This is a genomic window from Paenarthrobacter sp. NPDC089714, from assembly GCF_044748905.1.
GTDB lineage: Bacteria > Actinomycetota > Actinomycetes > Actinomycetales > Micrococcaceae > Arthrobacter.
The window spans coordinates 101,931-124,960 of the sequence record NZ_JBIVGX010000007.1; the positions used below are offsets into that span (position 1 = coordinate 101,931).

The 23,030-nt window shown below is 61.0% G+C and carries 16 protein-coding genes; 8 read left to right on the plus strand and 8 right to left on the minus strand.

The features are described from left to right. Window positions 1-41 precede the first annotated feature (41 nt). From ACIPY3_RS13860 to dnaA, 8 genes are all read right to left on the minus strand, one after another. The gene (locus ACIPY3_RS13860) at window positions 42-725 is read right to left on the minus strand and encodes a DUF3566 domain-containing protein (RefSeq protein WP_400334916.1); all 684 of its coding nucleotides are present in this window, start codon (window positions 723-725) and stop codon (window positions 42-44) included. Next, on the minus strand, window positions 722-3,394 hold the full coding sequence (gene gyrA / locus ACIPY3_RS13865; protein WP_400334918.1) for a DNA gyrase subunit A: 2,673 nt from the start codon (window positions 3,392-3,394) through the stop codon (window positions 722-724). The genes ACIPY3_RS13860 and gyrA overlap by 4 nt, the downstream gene beginning before the upstream one ends. Before the next feature lie 62 nt (window positions 3,395-3,456). Next, the gene (gene gyrB, locus ACIPY3_RS13870; protein ID WP_400334920.1) at window positions 3,457-5,532 is read right to left on the minus strand and encodes a DNA topoisomerase (ATP-hydrolyzing) subunit B; all 2,076 of its coding nucleotides are present in this window, start codon (window positions 5,530-5,532) and stop codon (window positions 3,457-3,459) included. 335 nt (window positions 5,533-5,867) lie between these two features. Then, a complete protein-coding gene (locus tag ACIPY3_RS13875) occupies window positions 5,868-6,422 on the minus strand; it encodes a DUF721 domain-containing protein (protein ID WP_397324225.1) in 555 nt (184 codons plus the stop codon). Beyond that, window positions 6,409-7,602: a DNA replication/repair protein RecF gene (recF, locus tag ACIPY3_RS13880; protein WP_400334923.1), complete on the minus strand. Its 1,194-nt coding sequence runs from the start codon at window positions 7,600-7,602 to the stop codon at window positions 6,409-6,411. The genes ACIPY3_RS13875 and recF overlap by 14 nt, the downstream gene beginning before the upstream one ends. A 24-nt stretch (window positions 7,603-7,626) precedes the next feature. Next, window positions 7,627-8,511, minus strand: coding sequence for a phosphogluconate dehydrogenase (NAD(+)-dependent, decarboxylating) (gene gnd / locus ACIPY3_RS13885; protein ID WP_400334925.1), 885 nt, complete (start codon window positions 8,509-8,511; stop codon window positions 7,627-7,629). A 91-nt stretch (window positions 8,512-8,602) separates the two neighbouring features. Continuing rightward, the gene (gene dnaN, locus ACIPY3_RS13890) at window positions 8,603-9,727 is read right to left on the minus strand and encodes a DNA polymerase III subunit beta (RefSeq protein WP_400271910.1); all 1,125 of its coding nucleotides are present in this window, start codon (window positions 9,725-9,727) and stop codon (window positions 8,603-8,605) included. Window positions 9,728-10,290: 563 nt separating this feature from the next. Continuing rightward, window positions 10,291-11,712: a chromosomal replication initiator protein DnaA gene (gene dnaA / locus ACIPY3_RS13895; protein WP_400334927.1), complete on the minus strand. Its 1,422-nt coding sequence runs from the start codon at window positions 11,710-11,712 to the stop codon at window positions 10,291-10,293. A 465-nt stretch (window positions 11,713-12,177) separates the two neighbouring features. Between dnaA and rpmH the strand changes: the two genes are divergently transcribed. From rpmH to ACIPY3_RS13935, 8 genes are all read left to right on the plus strand, one after another. Further along, a complete protein-coding gene (rpmH, locus tag ACIPY3_RS13900) occupies window positions 12,178-12,315 on the plus strand; it encodes a 50S ribosomal protein L34 (protein ID WP_011776797.1) in 138 nt (45 codons plus the stop codon). A 41-nt stretch (window positions 12,316-12,356) separates the two neighbouring features. After that, window positions 12,357-12,767, plus strand: coding sequence for a ribonuclease P protein component (rnpA, locus tag ACIPY3_RS13905; RefSeq protein ID WP_400334929.1), 411 nt, complete (start codon window positions 12,357-12,359; stop codon window positions 12,765-12,767). Between the two features lie 73 nt (window positions 12,768-12,840). Continuing rightward, entirely contained in the window at window positions 12,841-13,182 is a 342-nt protein-coding gene (gene yidD / locus ACIPY3_RS13910; RefSeq protein WP_400335073.1) for a membrane protein insertion efficiency factor YidD, read from the plus strand. Between the two features lie 16 nt (window positions 13,183-13,198). After that, the gene (gene yidC / locus ACIPY3_RS13915; RefSeq protein WP_400334931.1) at window positions 13,199-14,167 is read left to right on the plus strand and encodes a membrane protein insertase YidC; all 969 of its coding nucleotides are present in this window, start codon (window positions 13,199-13,201) and stop codon (window positions 14,165-14,167) included. Further along, entirely contained in the window at window positions 14,167-14,718 is a 552-nt protein-coding gene (locus ACIPY3_RS13920) for a protein jag (RefSeq protein WP_400334932.1), read from the plus strand. The genes yidC and ACIPY3_RS13920 overlap by 1 nt, the downstream gene beginning before the upstream one ends. Before the next feature lie 6 nt (window positions 14,719-14,724). Continuing rightward, window positions 14,725-15,375 carry a 16S rRNA (guanine(527)-N(7))-methyltransferase RsmG gene (rsmG, locus tag ACIPY3_RS13925; RefSeq protein ID WP_400334934.1) on the plus strand — a complete coding sequence of 217 codons (651 nt, stop codon included), beginning with the start codon at window positions 14,725-14,727 and terminating at the stop codon, window positions 15,373-15,375. A gap of 87 nt (window positions 15,376-15,462) precedes the next feature. Next, window positions 15,463-16,515: an AAA family ATPase gene (locus ACIPY3_RS13930; protein ID WP_400334936.1), complete on the plus strand. Its 1,053-nt coding sequence runs from the start codon at window positions 15,463-15,465 to the stop codon at window positions 16,513-16,515. Between the two features lie 66 nt (window positions 16,516-16,581). Further along, window positions 16,582-17,823, plus strand: coding sequence for a ParB/RepB/Spo0J family partition protein (locus tag ACIPY3_RS13935; RefSeq protein WP_400334938.1), 1,242 nt, complete (start codon window positions 16,582-16,584; stop codon window positions 17,821-17,823). The last annotated feature ends 5,207 nt before the right edge of the window (window positions 17,824-23,030 follow it).

Genomic DNA, 23,030 nt, shown 5'->3' on the forward strand with positions numbered 1-23,030 from the left:
TCGGATTTCCGCGTGAATCAGCGTGAATCCGGGGATTTTGGCTAGTCGTCGGTGAGGGTGACGCCGATGCCGCCGACCAACGTTGCGGAAATGTTATACAGCACCGCAGAGAGCATCGAGAGGGCAGTCAGCAGGACCACGTTCACCACGGCGATGATGGTGGCAAAGGAGGCGACCTGGCCGAGGGATGCGATCTTCTTCAGCTCGAAGCCACTGCCTTCAGAACCGGCAAGGGTGCCCAAGAGGCTATCCACCTGGTTGAAGATGCCGGTGAGGTCCAGCACAGTCCACAGCACGATCGCCGCGACCACCGTGACGATACCCAGGGCCACGGACAGCAGGAAGGCCATCTTCAGGACAGACCAAGGGTCCACCTTGCTGACAAGGAGCCGGGCACGGCGAACCTTGGCCTTGGGAGCAGGCTTGACCAGGCCCGGACCACCTGGTGCAGGACGCTGTCCGGGAGCGCCGGCAGGGCGCTGGCCGGCGGAAGCGGGACGCTGGCCGGGTTGGGCCGGACGCTGGCCAGCCGCACCGGCAGGGCGCTGGCCGGGAGCCCCGGCCGGACGCTGCGGAGAGCCACTCGGGGTCGCCGGGCGGGCTGCGCCGGCGCCAGGGCGCTGCTGCGGCGGTGCGGGCGTCCCTGACTGGGTGTTGCCTGCTGGCTGCCGGAGTCCGCCGGGGACACCTGTGCTCGGCTTGGGATATGAGTCGGAATTACTCACTCGTTACCTCCGGTGTTGTCTTCATTCAGCTCCGCGCCCGCTTCGGTATCCGGGTCTGCGTCGTTTTGCGTTTCTGACGTGACGATCGCCTCAGCAGCGCCGTCTTCTGCAGCCAACGTTACGTCATCGTCCTGCCCGTCTTCGGATTCTTCGCCTTCCAAACCGCGTTCGCTGTTGCGGGCAACCTCGATGATGCGGTCGTTCTTGTCCGGCTTGGCGAAGATGACGCCCATGGTGTCACGCCCCTTGGCAGGGACGCCACTGACGGCCGAGCGGACGACCTTGCCGCCCTCCATGACCACCAGGACTTCATCCTCTTCCTGCACGATCAGGGCTCCCACAAGGTCGCCCCGGTCCTCGGCCAGTTTGGCAACCTTGATACCCAAACCACCACGGCCTTGCAGGCGGTATTCGTCCACGGCGGTGCGCTTGGCGTAGCCGCCCTCTGTGACCACGAAGACGAAGGATCCGTCTTGGACAACGTCCGCGGCCAACAATTCGTCATCTTCACGGAACTTCATACCCGTCACGCCGGACGTCGCACGTCCCATGGGACGCAGGGCATCATCCGTGGCCGTGAATCGGATGGACTGGCCCTTGCGGGAAACCAACAGGAGGTCGTCGGTTTCGCTGACCAGCTGGGCGGAGACCAGTTCGTCTTCATCCCGCAGGTTGATCGCGATAACGCCGGCGGACCGGTTGGTGTCGTAGTCCTCAAGCCGGGTCTTCTTGACCAGGCCGTTCTTCGTGGCCAGCACCAGGTACGGAGCCTGCTGGTAGTCGCGGAGATCCAGAACCTGGGCAATGTGTTCGTCCGGCTGGAACGCGAGCAGGTTGGCTACGTGCTGGCCCTTGGCGTCACGCCCGGCTTCAGCAAGTTCGTAGGCCTTGGCACGGTACACGCGGCCCAGGTTGGTGAAGAACAGCAGCCAGTGGTGCGTCGTTGTCACGAAGAAGTGCTCAACAACATCATCACCGCGCAGCTGCGCACCCTTGATGCCCTTGCCGCCGCGCTGTTGCGAACGGTAATTGTCGCTGCGGGTCCGCTTGACGTAGCCACCACGCGTGATGGTCACGACCATTTCCTCTTCGGGGATCAGGTCTTCCACGGACATATCGCCGTCGAAGCCCATGAGGATCTGCGTCCGGCGGTCGTCTCCGTGCTTGGCAACGATCTCGGCGAGCTCTTCACTGATGATCTGGCGCTGGCGTTCTTCCGAGGCCAGGATCGCGTTGTACTCCTCGATCATGGCTTCGAGTTCTGCGTGGCGGTCCTGGATCTTCTGGCGTTCCAGCGCTGCAAGTCGGCGAAGCTGCATGTCCAGGATGGCGCGGGCCTGGAGTTCGTCGATCTCAAGGAGTTCCATCAGGCCCTCGCGTGCCGCCTCCGTGGTGTTGGAGGCACGGATCAGGGCAATGACCTCGTCCAGCATGTCCAGCGCCTTGAGCAGCGCGCGCAGGATGTGGGCTTCTTCCTCAGCCTTGCGCAGGCGGTACCGGGTGCGGCGTGCAATGACATCCATCTGGTGTGCAACCCAGTGCCGGATGAAGGCATCCAGGCTCAGGGTACGAGGGACGCCATCCACGATCGCCAACATGTTTGCAGAGAAGTTGTCCTGCAGCTGCGTGTGCTTGTACAGGTTGTTCAGCACAACCTTGGCCACGGCGTCGCGCTTGAGCACGATCACCAGGCGCTGGCCGGTACGGCCGGACGTCTCATCGCGAAGGTCGGCGATGCCCTGGATCTTGCCGTCCTTGACCAGTTCGGCAATCTTGATGGCCAGGTTGTCCGGGTTGGCCTGGTAGGGAAGCTCCGTGACCACCAGGCAGGTACGGCCCTGGAGCTCCTCCACGTTCACCACAGCCCGCATGGTGATGGAGCCGCGGCCGGTCCGGTAGGCCTCCTCGATGCCCTTGTGGCCCAGGATCGTTGCGCCCGTGGGGAAATCCGGTCCCTTGATGCGCACCAAGAGCGCCTCAAGCAGTTCTTCACGCGTTGCACCGGGGTTGTCCAGCGCCCACTGCACACCGTCAGCCACCTCGCGGAGGTTATGCGGCGGAATGTTGGTTGCCATGCCCACGGCGATGCCGGAGGAGCCGTTGACCAGGAGGTTCGGGAACCTCGCCGGCAGGATAGTGGGTTCCTGGTTCTTGCCGTCGTAGTTGTCCTGGAAGTCGACGGTTTCCTCGTCGATGTCCCGCACCATCTCCATGGCCAGCTGGGCCATCTTGGTTTCGGTGTAACGCGGAGCTGCGGCGCCGTCGTTGCCAGGAGAACCAAAGTTGCCCTGGCCCAGGGCCAGCGGATACCGCATGGTCCAGTCCTGGATCAGGCGGACCAAGGCATCGTAAATGGCCATGTCTCCGTGCGGGTGGTACGTACCCATGACGTCGCCCACAACGCGGGCGCACTTGTTGAACGCACGGTCGGGGCGGTAGCCGCCGTCGAACATGGCGTAGAGCACGCGGCGGTGGACGGGCTTCAAGCCGTCACGGACGTCGGGCAGCGCGCGGCCGACGATGACGGCCATGGCGTAGTCCAGGTAGGAGCGCTGCATTTCTGTCTGCAGGTCTACTTGTTCCACGCGGTCCGTCAGCACATCGCCCTCGAGGATCACGTCCTCGGACTCGGGGTTTTCCGCCGGGACTTCAGGAGTTTCGTCGCTCATAGTCTAAGTTTTCCGTTTCAGGTATATGTCAGTTCTGGAATATTCAGGAACCCTGTGGGGCCCTAGATATCAAGGAACCTGACGTCCTTGGCGTTCTGCTGGATGAAGTTTCGGCGCGATTCCACATCTTCGCCCATCAGCACGGAGAAGGTCTGGTCTGCCGCCAGGGCGTCATCCATGGTGACCTGAAGGAGCGTCCGACGTTCGGGATCCATGGTGGTGTCCCACAGTTCCGTGTAGTCCATCTCGCCAAGGCCCTTATAACGCTGGATGCCGTTGTCTTTAGGGAGTCGCTTGTTCAGTGCCGCACCCTTGCGGATGGTTTCATCCCGTTCGCGGTCGCTGAACACGTAGTCGTGTGCTGCGTTGGACCACTTGATCCGGTACAGCGGGGGCTGGGCCAGATAGACATAGCCGTTCTCGATCAGCGGGCGCATGTAGCGGAACAGCAACGTCATCAAGAGCGTGGTGATGTGCTGGCCGTCGACGTCGGCATCTGCCATGAGCACAATCTTGTGGTAACGCAGCTTGGAGATATCAAAGTCCTCGCCGATACCGGTACCGAAGGCCGTGATCATGGACTGGACCTCGGCATTGCCAAGGGCCTTGTCCAGGCGGGCGCGCTCCACGTTGAGGATCTTGCCTCGAAGCGGGAGGATGGCTTGGGTTTCCGGGTTGCGGCCGCGCTTGGCGGATCCACCTGCGGAGTCACCCTCCACAAGGTAGACCTCGCAACGCGACGGGTCCTTGGAGGAGCAGTCGGACAACTTGCCGGGCATGCCGAAGGATTCCAGGGGGCTCTTGCGGCGTGCATTGTCGCGGGCCTTGCGGGCAGCCATGCGGGCCTGGGCTGCCTGGATGGCTTTGCGGATCACATCGCGGGCAGGGCCGGGGTTGCGCTCCAGCCAATCGCCCAACTGGTCCGTGACCACGCGCTGGACGAAGCCCTTGACCTCGGAGTTGCCGAGCTTGGTCTTGGTCTGGCCCTCGAACTGGGGCTCGGACAGCTTCACCGAGATGACCGCGGTCAAACCTTCGCGGATATCGTCACCCGTGAGGTTGTCTTCCTTCTCCTTGATGATGCTCTTCTCCCGCGCATAGCGGTTGATCAGGGACGTCATCGCAGCACGGAAGCCTTCTTCGTGCGTTCCACCCTCGTGGGTGTTGATGGTGTTCGCATAAGTGTGGACGCTTTCCGAGTATGCGGTGGTCCACTGCATGGCTACTTCCACGGAGATGTGGCGCTCGGTGTCCTCGGTTTCGAAGGCGATGACATCCTCGTGGACGATTTCGACCTTCTTGTTGGAGTTCAGGTGCTTGACGTAGTCCAGCAAACCGTCCGGGTATTCGTAGATGACCGTCCGGTGCTCGGCAGCGACTTCGCCTTCGGTGGCCACGGCGTCGAGATCCAGATCGTCTTCGCCTGACTTTGCGGGCGGCCGCTCATCCGTCAGCGTGATCTTCAAGCCCTTGTTGAGGAACGCCATCTGCTGGAAACGGGCACGCAGGGTCTCGAAGTCGAACTCGGTGGTCTCGAAGATGGTGCCGTCAGGGTAGAACGTCTGCGACGTACCGGTCTCTTCAGTGGCTTCACCCTGGACCAGTTCGCCCTGGGGCTTGCCGCCGTCGGCGAAGGACATACGCCAGACGTGGCCCTGGCGGCGCACTTCCGTCTCCACGCGCCGGGACAGAGCGTTGACCACGGAAATACCCACGCCGTGAAGGCCGCCGGAAACGGCATATCCGCCGCCACCGAACTTGCCGCCGGCGTGCAGGATGGTCATGACCACCTCAACCGTGGGCTTGCCTTCCGTGGGGTGGATGTCCACGGGGATGCCACGGCCATCGTCCACAACGTTGACGCCGCCATCGGCTTGGAGGGTAACTTCAATGTGGCTGCAGAAGCCGGCCAGGGCCTCATCGACAGAGTTGTCCACAACTTCATAGACCAGGTGGTGCAAACCCCTTGGTCCGGTGGAGCCGATGTACATGCCGGGGCGCTTGCGGACGGCTTCGAGCCCTTCCAGCACGGTGATGTCGCTGGCGCCATATTCCCTGGGTGCTTCCGCCGCGGCCGGCGTGGAAGCTGCCTCCCCCGCGGGCTCTACTGCCAAGGTCTCTGCATTGTCGTTAGCCACAGGCGCTTTCGACTCCTCTGTGATAGATGACGGCCGCGCCGCGTCGGGTCCGGCATGCGCGGAACCTTCAAAGGCACGTGACTGATTGCGCCGATTACTCCAACGAAGGGGGTCCTGGATCCACCACAGTGGATCCCGAACCCCTGACGGTGTTTCACCGGCGCTCAGTATCTAGGCCAATTCTATCGTGGAAAAGCCCGAATCCCTGCAAATACGAGGGCAGCCGAGAGCTGAATATGCCGATGGGAGGCCACTGGCCCCCTCTGGAACGGCCCTGTGGAGGTCCCGATGGGGGCCTATACGGTCCGGGGGCGTTGAATCGCCCTGCACGCCGTTCAGCCGTAGGTGTCCCGGGGTCCCCGACCGTTCACGCTGCGACCACCTTTTCGCCAGTTCGGCGCCGACGGACCGAGGACCTGGATGCTCGTGACAACACCGTCGCCCAGCTCTTTCCGAAACATTTCCAGCAAGCTGGTGCTCAGCAAACGGAGTTGGGTGGCCCATGCCGTCGAATCGCAACGAACCTGGAGGGTGGTGTCTGTAAAGCTCTCCGGTGTGCAGTGGGCCGCGATGTCCGGTCCTACCAGGGCATCCCATTCGGCCATGACGGATCCCACGGCAACCGGCGAGGTCCAGCCGCGTTCGGCAACCAGTCGGCCCACCACTTTTCCAAGGCCCAACGGATCACGGCCGCTTCCATGGAACTGCGAAAATCCCTTGGTGTCGCGCAGGCCGGTCCGTTTGGGAGTGGATCCGGGACGGGGAGCGCGTTGGCGCACTTCACCGCGGGCGGCCGCGGCTTCGCGCATGCGGTTCAAGGCGGCCTGGGCTGCGTCGATTTCGTCAGGATCCCGGCCGGGTTGACGTCCGTCGGCGCTATCCCTCGCCATCGATGCCTCCCGGAACAACGGTTATGCGCCGTCCGGCCAGCTCCTCCGGGATGTCGGCGTCGACGGCGGCGGTCACCAGCACCTGTTCGGCACCGGCCACGATTGCTGCCAGTTTACGCCGCCGCTGGACGTCGAGTTCGGCGAAGACATCGTCCAGGATGAGGATCGGTGCCGTGCCACCTGTTCGGGCGTCGTCGAGCATCACGTAATAGGAGGCCAACCGCAGGGAGAGGCACATGGACCACGTTTCGCCGTGCGAGGCGTAGCCCTTGGCAGGTGCCTGGCCCAGGATCAGTTCGAGTTCATCCCGGTGCGGACCCACCAAGGAAATCCCGCGTTCCAGTTCCTTCTTCCTGCTTGCTGCGAAGGCCTGGATGTACCGCTCGGTGAGCTCGTCCACGGATAGCAGCCGGAGGTCATCGGCCGACGCCGGAGGTTCCGTTGACGGGGCGCCTGCACCGCCGTCGTCGTCAAGGATGCCCTGGATGGTAGAGCGGTAGACCGCGCCGGCGTCCTTGGAACCGTCAGTCAACTGTGCGTAGGCGCTGTTCAGGTGAGGACGCAGGCGCTCCACCAGTTCCAGCCGTGCGTGCAGGAGGTGGGCTCCGGCGCGGGCCATGTGCTGGTCCCAGACATCCAGGGTTGCCTCGTGCCCTGCGGTGAACTTTCCCGTTCGCGCGGATTTCAAGAGCGCGTTCCGCTGCTTCAGGACACGGTCATAGTCGCTGCGGGTCGCCGCATGCCGGGGAACCAGGCTCACCAGGAGTTCGTCCAGGAAACGGCGGCGGTTGGATGGATCCCCCTTGACCAAGGCGAGGTCCTCCGGAGCGAACAACACGGTGTGGCAAATGCCCAGGATATCCCTGGCCCGCACCGGATTTCCGCGGTTGATGCGTCCACGGTTGGCACGGCCGGCGTTGATCTCCAGCTCGATGATGCTGGACTGCTCGCCACGCACCAGCCGTGCCCGGATCAAGGCACGTTCGGTTCCGAACCGGAGCAGCGGCCCATCTGAGCTGACGCGGTGTGAGCTCAGCGTTGCCAGATACCCGATGGCTTCCATGAGGTTCGTCTTGCCGATCCCGTTGGAACCCACCAGGACAGTAACGCCTGGGCCAAGCTTCAGGTCAACCTGGGCGTAGCTCCGGAAGTCGGTCAGCGAGAGATGTTCGAGGTACACGCCGTTTGCTGGACTCCTGCGGCCTTAGTTGGCCGGGCGGGTAGCGTGTCCGCCGAACTGGTGGCGCAACGCGGAAACCATTTTCATGGCAGGCGAAGTGTCCTCGCGGGAAGCGAAGCGGGCGAACAATGCGGCCGTGATGGCGGGCGCCGGGACGGCATTGGCGATTGCTTCCTCAACCGTCCAGCGGCCCTCACCGGAATCTTCCACGTAGTCGTCGATCGAGGCCAGACCCGGATCTTCGTCGAGGGCCTTGACCATGAGGTCCAGGAGCCAGGAACGGACTACGGTTCCCTTCTGCCACGCCCGGAACGTCCCGGGCAAGTCCTTCACGATGTCCTTGGCAGCCAGCAGTTCGTAGCCTTCGGCGTACGCCTGCATCAGGCCATATTCGATTCCGTTGTGGACCATCTTGGCGTAGTGGCCGGCGCCGACTCCGCCGACGTGGACGAAGCTGTCCGCGCGGTCGCCTTCCGGGCGGAGTGCATCGAACACCGGCATGGCCAGCTCAATGTCTTCCTCGGAGCCGCCGGCCATGAGTCCGTAGCCGTTCTGCAGGCCCCACACGCCGCCGGAAACACCGCAGTCTGCGAAGCGGATGCCCTTCTCGGCCAAGGCTGCGGCGTGCTTCTGGTCTTCGGTGAAGCGCGAGTTGCCGCCGTCGATCACCATGTCACCGGGGCTGAGCTTCCCGCCGAGTTCCGTGACGACGGCATCGGTGATGGCACCGGAAGGAACCATGACCCAGACGAGCCTTGGTGTGGGCAGGGCGGCGATAAGGTCATCGACCGTTGCAACGTCGGTGACGTCCGGATTGCGGTCGAAACCAGTTACCTCAATGCCACCGTTCCGCATGCGCTCACGCATATTGAAACCCATTTTTCCAAGACCGATCAGTCCAATGTGCACAGTGTGACTCTTTTCTGCGGAGGGTGGCGGGAAAGTTGCAGGCCGCGTCATTCGTTGGCGATCCGGGTAGTGGACCATCAACGATCGGCGGTTAGTTCGGCAGGCGGACCGGCATTACCAGATAGCGGTAGTCGTCCTGGTCTTCGCCGTCAGCTTCGGCCTGGGCCGTGATCATGGCCGGCTTGGGAGCTGACGTGAACGAGAACCGGACAAACTTGGTCTCAATGACGCTCAAACCCTCCACCAGGTAATGCGGGTTGAAGGCAACGGTGATGTCATCGCCGGAAAGCTGGGCTTCGAGTTCTTCCGAAGCCTGGGCATCTTCGCCGGTGCCTGCGTCGAGGTTGAGCAGCCCCTGGCTGAAGGCGAGGCGAACAGGAGTGTTGCGTTCGGCCACGAGTGACACACGGCGAACGGCTTCAACCAGTTCCTGGGTCTGGACGGTTGCGTGAATGGGCGTGGAGTCCGGGAAAAGTGACCGGATCTTTGGGTAGTCCCCATCCACCAGCAACGAAGTGGTGGTGCGTCCGCCGCTTTCGAAGCCGATGAGGCGGCTGTCGTCATCGGCAAGGGCGACGTTGATGTCACCACTTCCGCCAAGGGTCTTTGCAACCTCGTTGAGGGTCTTGGACTTGACCAGCGCACTGGTGGAAATGCCTGGAGTGACGGGCTTCCACGGAACTTCGCGCATCGCCAGGCGATACCTGTCCGTTGCGAGGAGGGTGATCATGTCATCTTCGATCTCCATGCGGACACCGGTAAGGATGGGGAGGGTGTCGTCCTTGCTGGCAGCAATGATCACCTGGGAAACAGCTTGGGCGAACGAATCGCCGGGAAGCGTGCCACTGATGGCCGGCAAGGCGGGCAAGGCGGGGTACTCGGATTCGGGCATGGTTGCCAGATGGAAGCTGCTTCGACGGCACGTGAGTGTGACTTTGCTGCCATCGGTTTCAACTTCCACGGGAGCGGAAGGCAAGCTTCGGCAAATATCTGCCAGGAGTCGTCCGGAGACGAGGATGGTGCCCTCGGTGGTGATGTCGGCGGGAATTTCCAGACGTGCCGACGTCTCGTAGTCGAAGCTCGAAAGGCTTACGGTTCCAGCCTCGGCTTTGAGGAGGAGGCCGGAAAGCACAGGTACGGGCGGCCGCGGAGACAACGACCGCGCGGTCCACGTAACGGCTTCTGCCAGGACGTCGCGGTCGACTCTGAACTTCACGGAGGGGTGCCGCCTTTCATTGCTGCTGCCAAGTAGTAGCTGCGGATTCCTGCCTGGAACCCACCAAAAATCCGCGTTCCGGCACCGGGAGCTGCATGGTCCGCGCTTAACGAACTACAAAACATACCCAGGGATGGGAGCGCTGCTGACAGCTTAGCCGGAACATCTGGGATTAACCCATCCCCGTTTGCCCGGACTCGTCCTATGTGGACAGCCTCGGCTGTCCGTTGGTCCTGTCCCTGGGGCAGACGGTGTGCGGGAGAGGGAGATTGTTATTTGAGGGATTTCGATTTTTTGGGATTCGTAGTGTTAATAACTGCTGTGGAAACTGTGGATAAGTGCTTCCTGCCGCGCAGTTCCGCGGTTAAGCCCTGTTCACGGAGTGTGCGTTAACTGGGTTTTAAACAGGGTGTGGATGGGGACAACTTCAGAGCCACTTTTTAACGATCCACAGACGGCTTAAGGGTTTTAAGCCCATTAACCGCGCTTGTCCCCTTAACAATCCACAGGGTTATCCACATGCACCTGTTAATAAGGTATGTAGTGCGCGGTGTGATGTGGATTCAGGAGTCCCGCTGCTGTTGCTTGATGCGGTTAGTGAGCTCGGTGACCTGGTTGTAAATCACACGCCGCTCAGCCATCAGCTCGCGGATCTTCCGATCGGCGTGGATGACCGTGGTGTGGTCGCGGCCGCCCAGCTCCTGCCCGATCTTCGGCAGGGACATGTCCGTCAGTTCCCGGCAGAGGTACATCGCGATCTGACGGGCGGTCACCAGGGTGCGCGTACGGGACTTGCTGCAGAGTTCTTCCATGCTGAGCTTGAAGTAGTCCGCGGTCTGGTCGAGGATCTGCTTTGCCGTGATCTCCTGGGCGCCGTCGTCGGTGATCAGGTCCTTGAGGACCATCTCCGCGAGGGCCACGTCCACGGGCTGGCGGTTCAAGCTGGCGAACGCCGTGACCCGGATGAGGGCGCCCTCGAGTTCGCGGATGTTGCTGGAAATCTTCGAGGCGATGTACTCCAAAGCATCGTCCGGGGCAGACAGGCCTTCGCTGAGGCCCTTCTTGCGGAGGATGGCGATGCGCGTTTCAAGTTCGGGCGGCTGGATGTCCGTCAGGAGCCCCCACTCGAATCGCGAGGTCATGCGGTCCTCGAAGCCGGCAAGCATCTTGGGCGGCTGGTCAGAGGTGATGACAACCTGCTTGTTGGCGTTGTGCAGGGCGTTGAACGTGTGGAAGAACTCTTCCTGGGTCCGGTCCTTGCCCGCCAGGAACTGGATGTCGTCGATCAGCAGCACGTCCACGTTGCGGTACGTGGTCTTGAAGCTGGTGCCCTCGTCGTCGCGGATGGAGTTGATGAAGTCGTTGGTGAATTCTTCGGAGTTCACGTAGCGGACGCGGATACCGCTGTAGAGGCGCCGGGCGTAATGGCCAATGGCGTGCAGGAGGTGGGTCTTGCCCAGCCCGGAGTCGCCATAGATGAACAACGGGTTATAGGCCTTGGCCGGCGCCTCGGCTACGGCCACGGCCGCAGCGTGGGCGAAGCGGTTGGAGGAACCGATCACGAAGGTGTCGAAAATGTACTTCGGGTTCAGTCGGCCAAACTCGTGCGAAGTGCTGGGCGGCGTGGGCTGCGGCTTCGGTTCCATGGCCAGGTCCGGGGCAGCGGAAAGCTCGACGACGGGTTCCGGCTCCGCGTGGACGGGCACCAGATCGGTGTCCACGTCGATGGCGCAGCGGATGTCGTCGGAAAAGACGCTGCGGAGTGCATCGTCTAAAGCATCCTTGACCTGGGTTTGCAGGACTTCCCTCGTGAGCTCATTGGGCACGGCAACCAGGAGCGTGGAACCGATGAGGCCCTGTGCCTGGGCGAGGATGACGAAACCGCGCTGACGGGGTGAAACCCGGTCGTCTTGTTCCAGGAGGCTCAGCACCCTGCGCCAGGAACTTCCGACAGTATTGGCGTGGTTGGCTTCGTCTACTGTCATCAATGTGTTCCTAAATGCTTGCTTGCCGGCGTTGCTGGCAGCCGAAAAGCCTCCGACATGCGGCGGTTCCGGGGATTAATCCACAGACTTATGCACAGCGGGTGGACAATGGGCTACTGAGCCACTCTAGGGGATGATTTCCCCAGAAGATAGCTGGGAAGTTGCTTGTGGATAATTACACCGTTGTTGTTCTGGATCGGGCGTTGTGAGCCACTTCATCCACAGGCTTGTTCCCATGGTTTGCCACAGTTGTGGACAGCTTCCCGGGTGGCTCCCGGTTTGACTGGGGGTCCCTTTTTGCCCTAACGTTGTGAAGTCCTTTGTGTCCGCTTTTGCGATCAGTTGCACCCCTGTACGTTTACCGTGCGGGAGGCAACGGCGGCAGGCACATACAAAACTTAGCGTCGGCCAGTTCTTCCCCTTTTGATCGGGTGGGCGCACCTTTGATCCACTGGAGTAACTAACGTGAGCAAGCGGACTTTTCAGCCGAATAACCGCCGTCGGGCCAAGAAGCACGGCTTCCGCCTTCGTATGCGTACCCGTGCCGGCCGCGCCATCCTGGCTGCCCGTCGCGGCAAGGGCCGCGTCGAGCTGTCGGCCTAAATAACTGACTTGTCGGTCAGGGTCCTTTCGGGGGTTCGTCGGTGCTAGCCACCCCAAACCGTCTCCGGACGTCTACCGACTTTTCAACAACTGTACGTTCCGGCGTCCGCAATGGACGCCGGAACTTAGTGTTATATACGGCTCCTATCGGGGCCGCGGAGCCGAGTCGAATCGGCTTCATTGTCTCCAAAGCCGTCGGGAACGCCGTGACCAGGAACCTCGTTAAGAGGAGACTGAGAGAAGCAGGCGCGTTGTCTTTGCAACAGCATGAAACGGGCCTGGCGGTGGTAGTTCGCGCATTGCCTGCAGCTGCATCAGCCAGTTGGGATCAATTGCTCGCGGACTACAACGCCGCATTGGCAGTGACGACGAAGCGACTGGGTGGCTCAGCTCCGCGCAACACTTCGCCGGACAGCAACGGCACCACTACGGAAGGGACACCGCGTGCATAACCATAGTGCCGCCGTCGTTCCTTCCTTTGGTGACCCCGCTGACGAGGTTCCCTCCCAAAGCTGGCTCGCCGGAATCGGCAGGTTCGTGTGGGACCTGCCCAGGAACGTGTTGATCCTCCTGTTGAAGGCCTACCGCAAAGTGGTCTCGCCCCTGTACGGCCAGGTTTGCCGATTTTTTCCGTCCTGCTCGGCGTATGCGCTCGAGGCTGTCACGGTGCATGGCGCCGTCAAGGGCACTTGGCTTGCAGCCAGAAGGCTCGCCAAATGCCACCCCTGGAATGCCGGCGGTGTGGACCACGTCCCCGCCGGGCATCGTCATTGGCCTGAAGGCCGGACGCCCACAATTGTTGTACTGAACAACCCGGACCAGTTCCTGGCTGCTCAGGCTGATGAAGAAGGCCGCCCTGCGGCCTGACGAATAGGGATATCGTATGGACTTCTTTGAAACAATCATGTTTCCGTTCAAGTGGTTGGTGTCAATCATCATGGTTGGCTTCCACGAGGGACTGAGCTTCATTGGCCTTCCCGCCGCGAACGGCTGGACGTGGACCTTGTCCATCATCGGCCTGGTGCTGGTGATCCGCGCTGCCCTGATTCCGGTCTTCGTCAAGCAGATCAAGGCCCAGCGAGGCATGCAGCTCCTGCAGCCTGACCTGAAGAAGCTGCAGACCAAGTACAAAGGCAAGACCGATCAGCTGTCCCGCCAGGCCATGGCGCAGGAGCAGATGGCGCTGTACAAGAAGCACGGCACCAACCCGTTCTCGGCCTGCTTGCCGATGCTGATCCAGATGCCGTTCTTCTTTGCGCTGTTCCAGGTGCTGTCCGGCATTTCGAACAACGCCAAGGCTGGATCCGGCGTTGGCGCCATGAGCCACGAGCAGGTTGTGCAGTTCGATCAGTCGAGCATCTTCGGTGCGCCCTTGTCGGCTTCGCTGCTGCACGGTGGTGCCGGTGGTAACGAGGTAGCTGTCTGGGTTCTCTCCATCATCATGATCCTCGCCATGACTGCCTCGCAGTTCATCACGCAGAAGCAGATCATGGCCAAGAACATGTCCGAGGAAGCCCTCGCCAGCCCGTTCATGCGCCAGCAGAAGATGATGCTCTACATCCTGCCGCTCGTGTTCGGTATTGGTGGCATCAACTTCCCGATCGGTGTCCTCATCTACTGGACCACCACCAACCTCTGGACCATGGGTCAGCAGTTCTTCGTCATCCGCCGCATGCCCACTCCGGGTTCCCCGGCCGCCAAGGCGCTCGAGGAGCGTCGGGCCGCCAAGGGCCTGCCGCCGCTGCTGGGTGGCAAGAAAATTGACGACGCCGAGGCTGCCGCTGCCGCCGCTGCTGCTGAAGTCAGGGCGCAGCGCGTCCAGCCGCAACGTAAGAACAGGAAGAAGAAGTAATGTCTGCTGAGAGCACCGAGGAAGTAACTGCCGCCGTGACTGAAGACCAGGACGACGCCCAGGAAGAGACGCTGTCCAAGACGGCTAGCCGCCTGGAAGAGGAAGGCGACATTGCCGCCGATTACCTCGAAGAGCTCCTTGATATCGCAGACATCGACGGGGATATCGACATTGAGGTCCGCAATGGGCGTACCTACATCTCAATTGCTGCTGAGGACGAGTCCGAAGCTTTGGAGAGCCTGGTAGGCCGCGATGGCGAGGTCCTTGAAGCACTTCAGGAACTGGCCCGGCTTTCCGTTCTTTCTGCAACGGAGAACCGCTCCCGCCTGGTGCTGGACATCAACGGCTACCGCAAGGACCGTGCCGGTGTTCTCCAGCAGATCGCCGAGGATGCCGTGGCCAAGGTCAAAGCCAACAGCGGAACGGTTGCCCTCGAACCGATGAGCGCCTACGAACGCAAGATTGTTCACGACGCCGTGGCCGATCTTGGTTTTGTTTCTGAATCCGAGGGTGAAGGCGCAGGCCGGCACATCGTGGTTTCGGCTGACTAGCGGCTCATGGTTGAGATTTCCGCAACTGAACTGCAGGCAGCTGAGAAGATTTTCGGGGCACGCTTGGATCTCGCCAAGCGCTATGTGGAGCACCTGGCAACGTCCGGCATTGAACGCGGACTGATAGGTCCCCGGGAGGTTCCCCGTTTGTGGGGCCGGCATGTCCTGAACTGTGCCGTCATCGAATCCGCCATTGCCAAGGACAAGCATGTGGCCGATGTCGGATCCGGTGCCGGACTGCCGGGCCTGTGCCTGGCGATTGCTCGTCCCGACCTGGAACTGACTCTTATCGAGCCGCTTGAACGCCGGGTGATCTGGCTTCAGGAAGTGGTGGACGACCTCGGACTGGATAATGTGACCGTCATGCGGACGCGTGCGGAACTGGCCGTAGGTCTCGTCGACGCCGACGTAGTGACCGCCCGCGCGGTCTCGGCGCTGACCAACCTGGCTGGACTGACCATCCCGCTGCTCAACGGCAAGGGTGAGGTAGTTGCCATCAAGGGTCGGAGCGCGGCGGACGAAATCGAGAAGGCCAGGAAGGTCATTCGTAAGCTCGGCGGCGTTGAAACGTCCGTTGTGGTTTGCGGACAGGAGCTATTGGAGGAACCCACCACCGTGGTGAGGATCATCGTCAACAAGCCCGGAAAGACGGCGTAGGCAGGGTTTGGTTTCCCGCGTGTCGGCGGCGGAGCGGTTAGGCTAGAGAACGGCAGCAAACGCCGAATGAGAGTGAGAGTGTGACCAGTGGGCAGTAGCGAAACCTCCACGCAGCGGATCCCCCCCTTTATGTCTTTGGGGTCTGCGCGGTCCATGGCCACACCCTCCGCATCTCTGCAGTCCGCGATTGTGCGTACCGAATCGGTTGAAAACGCCGTTTCACGTGAAACCCTTACCGACGATGGGCCTAACCTCATGGACTCCATGGACGATTCAAGCCCCATTGCCCGCGAGCTCGCGCACGAGACCCGGCGTCGTGAGCGGCTGATCGGCCGCCAGCTGCCAAGGCCTGAAAAGACACGAATCTTCACAGTGTCCAACCAGAAGGGTGGTGTTGGTAAGACCACCACCACTGTCAACATCGCGGCCGCGCTGGCGTCCGCGGGGCTCAACGTACTCGTTATCGACATTGACCCACAGGGCAACGCCTCCACCGCGCTCGGCATCGAGCATCACGCAGATGTGGACAGCATCTACGACGTCCTGATCAACGACCTTCCTTTGAACGATGTTGTTGCGCCGTGCCCGGATATCCCCAACCTTTTCTGCGCGCCGGCAACCATTCACCTGGCTGGCGCCGAGATTGAACTCGTGTCCCTCGTTGCCCGCGAACAGCGGCTGCGCCGGGCGATCGACGTCTACGCCAAGGAGCGCGAAAAGAACGGTGAGGGCCGGCTCGACTATATCTTCATCGACTGCCCGCCGAGCCTCGGCCTCCTGACCGTCAACGCTTTCTGCGCCGCCAGTGAGGTGCTGATTCCCATTCAGTGCGAGTACTACGCGCTGGAAGGGCTCAGCCAACTTCTCAAGAACATCGAAATGATCCAGAAGCACCTCAATGCGGACCTGGAGGTTTCGACCATTCTCCTGACGATGTACGACGGTCGGACCAACCTCGCGGCCCAGGTGGCTTCGGAGGTCCGTCAACACTTCCCCCAGCAAGTTCTGAGTGCCGTGGTGCCGCGTTCGGTGCGTATCTCCGAAGCGCCCAGCTATCAGCAAACTGTCATGACGTATGATCCCTCATCGAGCGGCGCGTTGTCCTACATGGAAGCCGCTGCTGAAATCGCTGAACGCTAGAATTCTTGAAACACTGCAACAGCCTGAGTCGCCCCGCGCTCGGCTATCCATCGGAGGGATGAATCAATGAGCGAAAAGCGAAGAGGCCTGGGCAGGGGTCTTGGGGCTCTCATCCCCAGCTCCGCCGCCGCAGGGTCCGCAGGCAATGGCGCGTCGCCTTCGCGTCCGGTGGATTTGTTCTTCCCCGACGCACGCAAAGCGGCCGAATCGGTTACCGAGGCAGCCACCGCGGATGCTCCAGTCGTAGAGTCACCTTCCGAGTCCAAGGACTCAGGTTCCAGGACCGCGAGTGGTGCACGTTCGACTTCCACGGAAAAGGCTCCTGCCAAGACCGCGGCGAAAGCGCTTGCCGCCAAGGCTCCGGCTGCCAAGCGTTCCGCTGCCACCTCTGCGAAGGCCCCTTCCGAAGAGCGTACGACGTCGGCCTCCTCACCGGCTGCTGCTGCGGGTGCACCAGTACCTTCAGCGTCGGACGTCGAATTGGTGGAGGTCCCCGGCGCCAGGTTTGCCGAAATTCCCGTTACGGACATCCACCCCAACCGCAAGCAACCGCGTACTGTCTTCGACGAAGAAGACATGGCGGAACTGGTGCACTCGGTCAGGGAAATCGGCGTCCTCCAGCCAATTGTTGTACGTACTTCAACTGAAAAGGGTGGAGAACCGTACGAGCTTGTCATGGGCGAGCGTCGTTGGAGGGCAGTTCAGGCCGCCGGCCTCGATACGATCCCTGCGATCGTCCGCGACACCACGGATGACGACCTCCTCAGGGACGCCCTGCTTGAGAACCTTCACCGCAGCCAACTGAACCCGTTGGAAGAGGCAGCCGCCTACCAGCAGCTCCTTGAGGATTTCGGCACCACGCATGAGCAGCTCGCGGATCGTATTGGACGTTCCCGTCCGCAGGTTTCCAACACGCTCCGGCTGCTGAAGCTTCCACCGCTGGTCCAGCGGCGTGTAGCTGCCAACGTTCTCTCAGCAGGACACGCTCGTGCCCTGCTGTCACTGCCCGATGCTGCCGCCATGGAGCGCTTGGCACAGAAGATCGTGGCTGAAGGCATGTCCGTACGGGCTACCGAGGAGGCTGTGGCCCTGTACCAGGACCCCACGACGCCGCCTAAGAACAGCATCCCCAAGCCCAATGCCCGTCACGAGCGCTTGGACTACTTGGCATCGTCGTTGTCCGATCGTCTGGATACCAATGTGAAGATCACCCTCGGAGCCCGCAAGGGACGCGTGAGCATCGAGTTTGCCAGCGTCGAGGACCTCAACCGCATCATGGATGTCCTTAGTCCCGGAGCTGAGGGCTAGTTCTCCTTCATTCAATTCGAATGGGGTTCACTTCCTGCGAAGTGGGCCCCATTATTGTTGGGTGACGTGAGTGGAGGCGCGTTACCGCGTGCCTGGAAGATCTCGCGTTCTGAACGTGGGTTTAGCCGGTGTAGCTATGTCTTGTCTCCGCCTTAGTTTGGCTATTCGTAGGATGCCGTGGTGCCCATCCGAGAGGGCCGCCAGGTCAGCTCTTGCTCGCGGAGCGGCCGCTGAGCAGGCCTCTCGGCGTCTCGACGCCCCACCGTGCGGGGGACGGGTATCTACGGATTCGGTTCCTTACCCGGCTTAGCGGACATTCGGTCGTCTCCGAGAGCTGGTGCGGGGCAGCATAGAGTATTTGTGGTTCTGTTGTCGCACTAACCGCTGGGTAAGCATTTGCTCCTCCCGGGGAAGCCATGCGGGCGGCGGGGCATTCACGGGTGCGGTTCCCCACGCGCCGTTCAAGGCATGTGCCACTCCTGGGAAGCTTTCGAGCGCACGGGGCATTCCCGGGTTCGTTCCCCACTCACCGCTCAGCAGGCATGTGCCACTTCTGGGAAGCTTTCGAGCGCACGGGGCATTTTGTTGGAATGCAACTCTGCCCTTCCGCCGCTGACAGCCCAGAACAGGACACTGAGGCCTGGAGCGTACGGGCTACGGTTGCTACCGTAGTGCTCGTTCTTTCGTGAGTGGACTGGTGTGCCGTGAATACCCTCGTTTTCTGCCACTCGCGCGTTGCTAGGAGGTGCTCGCTCCCGACGGATTCAGTGCCTACCTCGCGGCAGGCGGGCTCATTGTTCAGTGTCGCCGTCCTAGAGGTGCTGCTACGGGATGCTTTGGAGTCCGGCGTGGCTCAGGGATGTGCATCCACAGCCCTTGTTGCAGCGGAGGACGAATGTTTCACGTGAAACAGGGCGACTTTGGGCGGATTCACTCGACATGGGGCGACACTGGCCTCTAGATAGAGCGTGGCTGCTCCATGTCGGCCGCACCATGCGCATGGAGACTTGACGTGCTGATGGCCTTGTTATCAAGCATTGAGTCCACCGAGCGTTCTGTGCCCCTCAGGGCGGGCTTTGGCTCTGCCCGGTCAGAACGCAGGCCCTGGAGGGTAAGCCTCTGCATGTGCTCTCCTTGTGACTGTTGATGCCTAGTTTCACGTGACAATGAATGTTGATCTCGAGCGGCCCCAGGGAATGCAATGTTGTATGAATTCCTGAAGATTTCAGATCTGGCTGGCTGAGGCACCTAACGACGCAGCGTTGAGTGCCATCCCAATTCATCTCGGATAGACGGGTTCGTCGGGAATTGCCGTGACGGTGCCTTGGGTCGTTGTGCGACGGCAGAGGCCCGTTTGAATGTCGCCTTCCTAGGGTTCTTGAAACAGAGTCGGACGCAGCTGAACGCACTCACCGTGGCTCGAAGGCGTGGCGTTTCACGTGAAACATGGTGCATGATGGCAGAACATCGTGGTCGAAGCTGAGCGTTGTACGAAGCGCCAAAGCCCTTGGGGAGTGGAATTCCTCAATCCTCCCGTATTCGGAGTGTTCGTGCGACGAAGTTGCATCTGACGGTAGAGGGCGGCAATGCGCTGGTTCGGACGCTCGCCGCTTGGCTGCAGCACTGTTTCACGTGAAACGCCTTTCGATCGACTGGGTTTTGAGGCGGAAGAGCAACTCCCCCGCAACTTTAGGAAGCAGGCTGGGGACACCAACCTCGAATTATTCTGGTTGGTGATGAGGTATCAGTGAGGACTCAAAGGAGCGTCGATGCGGCCCCCGCTTCAGAATCTGTGTGGAACACTCTACGAGCCCAAGTATCAATGGTGCGATCCACTGCGGATGTGAAGCCGACTGGGTGGAGTGCACGCAAGGAGTAAAGGGTCGCATAGGTGGAAAAGGTGCGAACCATACCGGTTCAGCTTGAGTTGGTCGCAGTCGAGTGACGGGTCGTCGTGCATCTCGCCTGGTTTCCTGGTCTATCGACGTATGCCCAACATACAAAGGGTGCTCGTTGCCGCTGGCCGTCGCGATCACAACAGTCATGCTCCAGGGTCCTGTATCGATCTTCGCAGAACCTGTTGGCCTTCGCGTATGGCTGACGAAGTTGTTTGAGTTGAGCAGCCTCAGTCAGGAGAGTCGGCTTTAACGTGAGACAGAGATAATGGACCCTCCCCTGTTTCCCGCTGCGCCACGGGTTCCGATACGCCCGGTTATGGTCGACGGTAGTGCGGAGATTGCGCCGCAGCGGTGTCCCCAAGCTGAGACAGGGGCACTGTGGCGTACTCATGACTGTGAACATGACTTCCAACTAAGACTGAGGCACGTGGCGTACGTACTCATGACTGCGAGCACCAGGACCAGCTACGACGTGACCAATGAGCGCGCACACTGCCAGAGCTCTCCTGCGGCTGGTTGCAGCACTCTTGCATGACAAGGGTGCATAAGGGTCCAGGCACGAGAGTGCAACGAACTCGGGTGCGCTCAGGCGCACTCCGCAGCCCAAACCTCGTACCTTCGTACCCTGCACCTCGTACCCTGCATTCTTCAGACAGAGGCGGCGGCTCATAGCAGAATGCTATTCCACGAAGGCCAGTCCACTGCCTTGATTCGCGCCTGAGCAGCTTTCGGGATTGTTCGGTTACACGATCGGTTGTTGTGCGGGAGTGGTTAGTGACATTGTCCGCTCGCATGACCGTACCGGGAGTGCTGTGCACACACAGTGCCCTCTCATGCCGGGCCAGGCCATGGCCGGTACACGTGGGTACAAACTTCACTCGATGGCCGGGCGTAGTCTTTTAAGTGGTTACGGGGGCGTCTATTCACCATCTATGCGCGCGGCAGTAATCGGCTCCGCTCCCACGCGGCGCACTTCCCAGCGTATGTCCCCCGATTGCGTAGGACGCGGACTACTCCTCCCTCTGCGTCCGACCGTGCTGTTCAGATCGTGGCGCCGACTCGCTGACTGGGCTGTGGACACGAAGGTCCGAGTCCTACGTCGCTTAAGGCCCGCGCATCCATGAGAACACAGCGGGTGTTCTCTTCCACGGCGTGCTCAGGACCGCCGGTGAACTTTGGTGACAGCGTACCGTGGGCCTTGATCGACCACGACCCAACCGGGCCTCCTCATCGCGCCTCCTCGGCTTGGTCGGATTGAAAGCGGAACAGCAGTCGTAGGTGCCGATGGTGCCTGCAGGCGACTATGCCTTGACGACCAACGGATTGACGAGGTGCATGAACGTGGACGCTCGCGCTCTCTCATCCCAAAGTCAATAATACGATGACTCCTGGGTACCCAGTTCTGGATCGGGGTGATTCGAAAGAGATCTGATGTTGTACGTTTCGGAGTTCGTCCGTTCGGCAGGGTCCAAGGAAACACCTAAGTCTTTGGGCCGTGTGATCGACTGCGAACTGGCTACGTTCGAAGCTACTCATTCCGAAGCAATGCCGTCGAGGCCGATCAGACGCCCAAGCTGCGTTGTCTGTTTCACGTGAAACATGGTGCCGACTCGGGATCCTGGCAGATTCGATCGCTCACTCCCCGCCTGTGAATCCAGATGTTGAGAGTGGAAAACCCGGTGGATATCCCTGTGGATAACTTTGGGGATAACGCGTGGGGTCTCGGGAGAGTTGATCGTTCTTCTGAGGCTGGGTCTGAGCTCCGTTTGGGCCCATCTTGGCACCACACGAGCAACTCCTGAGGTAAGGGCCGGCAGTCCGACGCGGTATGGTGAGATTATTGTCATATCGCCGGAGAATTCGTTGATTTTTGTAGATTCTGGCGGGCGTGCCTCGGTGGACTCAGCCACAGTTCATGCATGTCGACAACTCGGCGGGACTACCAAGCTTTCGTGCACTCGATTCCCTTGCAGAAGGTCGACGACGATGGGTGTGGACGGCAGTGGATAAACCTGTGGATAACTTTGTGAATAAGTCGCGCGGTGTGTGAGGTCCGGGCTGCGTGCACGGTCCGATGCAGCCGGCTCATCGATGGGCTTCCTTAGTCAGAGTTTTGTGGTCACACTATCGGGCATGGCGCAATCGGGGGCTCCGCCTATAGCCTCTAGCGTGCCCGCACGTCCAGCAAGTCCCTCCTGCCCCCAACTGTATCTGGGGCGCAGGACGGAACTGCGAAGTCGATCTTGAATGCACTAAGAGCTAAGACTAGCCAACAGGGTCCGAGACTGACGCAGAGGGTCGTTTCATCGGATGTCTCTTCGCGAAGGGTCGGGCGCCAGGGAGTAACGCTGATTGGCCGAGATGATGCTGCTGGTGGCATGCCGTGATCCATGCGCCCTTCCTCGTTGCGAACCTTAGGCGTAGGCGCCCAAGTTTTACAGTCGAAAGCTTGCCTTCTAGGTGCGTGACGCTGCCTTGTACCCTGAGTTGGCGAGGACGCTGCCTTCGTGCCCATGGTCGTCGTTGCTGTTTCACGTGAAACATCGGCCCCTTTATCATCCAGCGGTGAGTCCGAAGCCTGGTCCGCTCGTTAGGATGCCCGACCTTTGAAACCATCGATGCGGAAGGAGCCGTCCGGCGGCAACCCGGAGTTGTGACTACTTTTAGGGAGCTGGACCTATGTTTCACGTGAAACAAGTTCTGCTCTGACTCCGAGTTCCATCGAAGGTTGCCAGGCTACTACGGTCGGAAGGGCTGCTCTTTGCAGTGTCGAAGAGGGCGCCCCGGTTCTCTTGGGCAAGTCTGCGGAACTGACCAGCAACTATCTGCGTCCGCATGTGGAGCGTGGAGGGCCTACAGCCTGCAGGGCCAATCAAAACCCAAGAAGGGACCGAGCAGGACCGAGCAGGACCGCGGGATGCTGTGGGTAGCAGTGGGTAGCAGTGGGTAGAGGTGCGGAGGCGCGGGTGTAGTTACATCCGAGCGAGCGGTGACGAGCGGTGACGAGCGGTGGGGAGGCGCGGGAGCAGTTACATCCGTGGGCCCGGGCTGGACATAGAGAGGTCCTATCAGACGACATGCCCTCAGCATTGATCCACTGGATTCCGTATGGAACTCCGGGAGCAGCAGACGCAGTCTCCCAGGCGATACGGAGCCCCGAATAGAGCCAATGGGTCCATGTGATCGCGTTTGTGGGCGGCCTAGGAAACCCCTATGCGGCCCCTTCCAGGCTGGGGTCGTTCTAGCGTGAGTTTCGGCCGGGAAGGCGGCTTACGTGCCCAACGGCACCCTTCCGATGTCATGTTGCCG

Excerpts from the sequence above, each read along its gene's own strand:
- dnaA (WP_400334927.1), bottom strand. The coding sequence starts at position 11,712 with ATGACAGTAGACGAAGCCAACCACGCCAATACTGTCGGAAGTTCCTGG.
- ACIPY3_RS13920 (WP_400334932.1), top strand. The coding sequence starts at position 14,167 with ATGTCTGCTGAGAGCACCGAGGAAGTAACTGCCGCCGTGACTGAAGAC.
- ACIPY3_RS13935 (WP_400334938.1), top strand. The coding sequence starts at position 16,582 with ATGAGCGAAAAGCGAAGAGGCCTGGGCAGGGGTCTTGGGGCTCTCATC.
- gyrA (WP_400334918.1), bottom strand. The coding sequence starts at position 3,394 with ATGAGCGACGAAACTCCTGAAGTCCCGGCGGAAAACCCCGAGTCCGAG.
- ACIPY3_RS13875 (WP_397324225.1), bottom strand. The coding sequence starts at position 6,422 with ATGGCGAGGGATAGCGCCGACGGACGTCAACCCGGCCGGGATCCTGAC.
- yidC (WP_400334931.1), top strand. The coding sequence starts at position 13,199 with ATGGACTTCTTTGAAACAATCATGTTTCCGTTCAAGTGGTTGGTGTCA.
- rsmG (WP_400334934.1), top strand. The coding sequence starts at position 14,725 with ATGGTTGAGATTTCCGCAACTGAACTGCAGGCAGCTGAGAAGATTTTC.